The following is a 3,854-nucleotide window of genomic DNA, read 5'->3' as shown; positions in this document are numbered from 1 at the left end:
TGGCGGTTGCCGCCATACTCGATGAACGCAGCCTGCAGGCTGGGCTCAACGCGGGTCACCTTGGCGAGATAGATATTTCCTCGGAGTTGCTTGCGGGTCTGGCTCTCGAAATCGAATTCTTCAACCCGGGTACCATCCACGACCACCACACGCGTCTCTTCGGCGTGGGCGGCGTCGATCAACATCTTCTTCGACATAAAGGGTATCTCCACGGCGCGCGGCGGGCGCTAGGCCCGGGCGCCGATATGAATGAAGGGCGCGCGCGTCACCGCCCGTCGCACCGCCGAAGCGGTTGCGGAAGGTCGGTCGCCAAAGGCGGTCGGGTGCGGCGCAGCCCATAAGGTTTCTGTGTTCCTTAAACGCGCCGAAAGGCGCGGATCGGATGGAGCGTCGACGCCGGGGGCGGCTTAAGGGCCCGACGCGGGCCCTGCGGGACGATCCAGGCGAAGGCTTCGTGCCTCACGCTGGTAATCGCGCCCAAACTCATTTCAGTCCGGCGATTCCGGCCGCGAACGCGATTTGCATTCTGAAGGAATACAAGTGCGTCCGTGAGATAGGAACCGCTCACGCTCACCGCCATGACGATCAGGGCGTTCAGCGCGCGGACCATAGTGTAGCAACATCGCATCATAAAAGAAAAGCGCTCGACTGAACGTCGGGGCGGAGCGCATGTCGCGCGTGGGGTTAACGATTTCTGTACCCGAAGATGCGGATATCGTTTTTTGGATTAGGTTGGTCGCCAAGGGCGAGCGGGCGTGATGGCTAAGGTTCTGGTTTCCGCGACGAGGACGGGGTGGGCGAGGGCGGCGATGATCGTCGGCGCCCTTGCCCTGGCTGGCGTCGCTGTGGCCATGGCCCAGGGACCGGCCCCGGCCGCCGGCGTGCAGAAGGTCCGCTTCGGCGGCGACCGCAACGAGACCCGCATCGTCATCGACCTGGATCGCGCGGCCTCGGGCAAGCTGCTGGCCGACGGAGCGACGGATCGTCGCGTGGTCATCGGCCTGCCCAACGTCACGGTGGCCGGCGACCTGCAAGGCGCGGGGCAGGGGCTGGTCGAGCGCTGGGCGATCGACGAGGCCGCGGGCGGGGCGCGGCTGCGCCTGGATTTGAAGGCCAACGCCGAAGTCCGCCGACGCTTCCTGCTGCCGCCGGGCGACGGCGCCTCGGCCTATCGCTATGTCATCGACCTGAAATCCACCGACGCGCCCGGCGCTCAAGCGCCCGCCCTGCGCCCGACCCTGGTTTCGGCTCCGGTCAAGGCCTCGGCCCTGCGCCTGAAGAAGGTCATCGTCATCGACGCCGGCCATGGCGGCAAGGATCCCGGCTCGTCGGGGGCCAACACCGCCGAGAAGGATGTCACCCTGGCCGCCGCTAAGGCGCTGAAGGCCAGGTTGGAGAAGTCCGGCCGCTACACCGTGGTCATGACTCGCCAGTCCGACACCTTCGTGCCGCTGGAGGCGCGGGTGCAGGTCGCCCGCCGCGCCGACGCCGACCTGTTCATCTCGCTGCACGCCGATTCGGGCCCCGACGCGGCGACCCGCGGGGCCAGCGTCTACACCCTGTCGGAAAAGGGCACCGAGCGCGTGGCGCGGGTGCTCGAGAAGGACGACTGGCTGATGAAGGCCAATTTGCCGGGCCGCGACCGCGCGGTCAGCCAGATCCTGCTGGACCTGTCGCAGCGCGCCACCAAGAACCGCTCGGCCGCCTTCGCCGAAACCCTGCTGCAGTCGGTGGGCGAAGAGACCGTGCTGCTGCGCCGCAGCCACCGCGACGCCGGCTTCATCGTGCTGCTGGCCCCCGACATCCCGGCCGTGCTGCTGGAAATGGGCTTCATCACCAATGTCGACGACGAGCAGCTGCTGAAAAGCTCCGCCGGTCGCGGACGTCTGATGGACGCCGTAGCCAATTCGATCGAGTCGTACTTCGCTGCCCAGACCCGCATCGCCGCGCGTTAGGGCCGTTGGCGCCTTCCCCGATGCGCGCTAGAGCCATGATGGGGGCGACGCGTCGGACGTGGGCGGCCCCCGCGACCGCAAAACCGCTTACGTTTTTGCCGATCGCGCTCTAGAGGATTCGAATGGAGCGGGCGAAAGTGCATCGCCCGACGGAGGCGGCGTGGATCTGAAGCCCAGAGAACGATGGATCGCCATCGCCGGTGTCGCGGTGCTGTCCGCGATCGCCGTGGCCGGCTTCGCCATCGCCATCTACGCCGCCTGGCTGTTCCACGACATGCCGGACGCCGGTGAACTCCAGGACTACCGTCCGCCGACCGCCACGCGCGTCTACGCCTGGGACGGCACCCTGATCGGCGAGTATTCCAAGGAACGCCGGATCTTCGTCCCCTACGACCAGATCCCGCCGCAGCTGGCCCAGGCCTTTCTGGCGGCCGAGGATCGCAACTTCTTCAAGCACGGCGGCGTCGATGTGGGCGGCTTCTCGCGGGCCATGCTCAAGAACGTCGGCAACGCCGCGCGTGGCCGACGCCTCGAAGGCGGCTCGACCATCACCCAGCAGGTGGCCAAGAACGTCCTGCTGACCAGCGACGCCACGATCGGTCGCAAGTTCAAGGAAGCGATCCTGGCCCGGCGCCTGGAGCAGTCGCTCGACAAGCAGCAGATCCTCGAGCTGTACCTGAACGAAATCTGGCTGGGCTATCGCTCGTTCGGGGTCGGCGCGGCCGCCTACAACTATTTCGGCAAGTCGCTGCCCGAGTTGAGCCTGGCCCAGTGCGCCTATCTGGCCGCCCTGCCCAAGGGGCCGGACAATTACCATCCGATCCGCAACAAGGCCAAGGCCAAGGCCCGTCGCGACTGGATCCTGGGCCAGATGGCCGAGCTCGGCTGGGTCAGCCAGGAAGACGCTCGCAAGGCGATGGCCGAGGACCTGGTGGTCCAGCCGGCCCCCAAGCGCGCCGCCTATCGTGACGCCGACTATTTCGTCGAGGAAGTCCGCCAGCGGGGTGTCGCCACCCTGGGTCCGCGCCTCAACGAGGGCGGCTATTACATGCGCACCACCCTGGATCCAAAGCTGCAGACCGCGGCCCGGGTGGCGCTGATGGAAGGCCTGGAAAAATACGACCGCCGCCACGGCTGGCGCGGGGCCTGGGGTCATGTCGAGACGATCGACGCCGACTGGGAGAAGGCGGCCCGCGCCAAGGCGCCGCCGGCCGAGCGCCGCGGCTGGCGCGCCGCCGTCGTCACCTCGACCTCCGGAGCCGTCCGTCTCGCCAAGGACGAGGGCGAGGGCGCGATCGCCGGCGAGGACATGGCCTGGGCCAACGCCACCAAGGGCCTGAAGGTCGGCGACCTGGTGTTCGTCGAGAAATCCGAGACCTCGCCGGCCTATCGGTTGCGGCAGGTGCCGATCGTCAACGGCGCCCTGGTGGCCATGGAGCCCTACAGCGGCCGGGTCATCGCCCTGGTCGGCGGCTACAGCTTCTCGCTGTCGAACTTCAACCGGGCCACCCAGGCGATGCGTCAGCCCGGCTCGGCCTTCAAGCCGTTCGTCTACGCCACGGCCCTGGAAAACGGCTACACGCCGGCCAGCGTGGTGGTCGACAGCGCCATCACCCTGAAGGGGGCCAATGGCGAGGACTGGAGCCCGGAGAACTATCACAAGAAGTTCTACGGGGCCCTGCCGCTGCGCAAGGGCCTGGAGCAGTCGATCAACGCCATGACCGTGCGCCTGGCCCAGAGCGTCGGCATGAAGAAGATCGTCGACATGGCCAAGAAGACCGGCGTGACCCGCGACATGGCGCCGGTCCTGGCCATGGCCCTGGGCGCGGGTGAGACCACGCCCTTCAAGCTGACCACGGCCTACACGCCCTTCGTCAACGGCGGCCGCCGGGTCGAGCC

General features: G+C 67.5%; 4 protein-coding genes. 2 read left to right on the top strand and 2 right to left on the bottom strand.

The annotated features are described in order from the left end of the window. Together PMI01_RS06385 and PMI01_RS26670 are read right to left on the bottom strand one after the other, a co-directional pair. Positions 1-197: hypothetical protein (locus PMI01_RS06385; protein WP_007665716.1), on the bottom strand; the 197-nt coding region annotated here is incomplete at its 3' end. After that, positions 121-339 (bottom strand): hypothetical protein, encoded by a 219-nt coding sequence (locus PMI01_RS26670; RefSeq protein WP_085954845.1) that lies wholly within the window; start codon positions 337-339, stop codon positions 121-123. The genes PMI01_RS26670 and PMI01_RS06385, both read right to left, overlap by 77 nt. 419 nt (positions 340-758) lie before the next feature. On the opposite strand from PMI01_RS26670, the gene PMI01_RS06375 reads away from it, so the two are divergent. Then, positions 759-1,955 (top strand): N-acetylmuramoyl-L-alanine amidase family protein, encoded by a 1,197-nt coding sequence (locus PMI01_RS06375; RefSeq protein WP_085954844.1) that lies wholly within the window; start codon positions 759-761, stop codon positions 1,953-1,955. A 160-nt stretch (positions 1,956-2,115) separates the two neighbouring features. Continuing rightward, positions 2,116-3,854 (top strand): penicillin-binding protein 1A (locus tag PMI01_RS06370; protein ID WP_007665711.1); only part of this gene is annotated, 1,739 nt, incomplete at its 3' end.

This window comes from Caulobacter sp. AP07, assembly GCF_000281955.1.
Lineage (GTDB): Bacteria > Pseudomonadota > Alphaproteobacteria > Caulobacterales > Caulobacteraceae > Caulobacter.
Note: the sequence above shows the minus strand (reverse complement) of the source record. Positions and strands in the feature narration are given on the sequence as shown.

Excerpts from the sequence above, each read along its gene's own strand:
- PMI01_RS26670 (WP_085954845.1), bottom strand. The coding sequence starts at position 339 with ATGGGCTGCGCCGCACCCGACCGCCTTTGGCGACCGACCTTCCGCAAC.
- PMI01_RS06375 (WP_085954844.1), top strand. The coding sequence starts at position 759 with ATGGCTAAGGTTCTGGTTTCCGCGACGAGGACGGGGTGGGCGAGGGCG.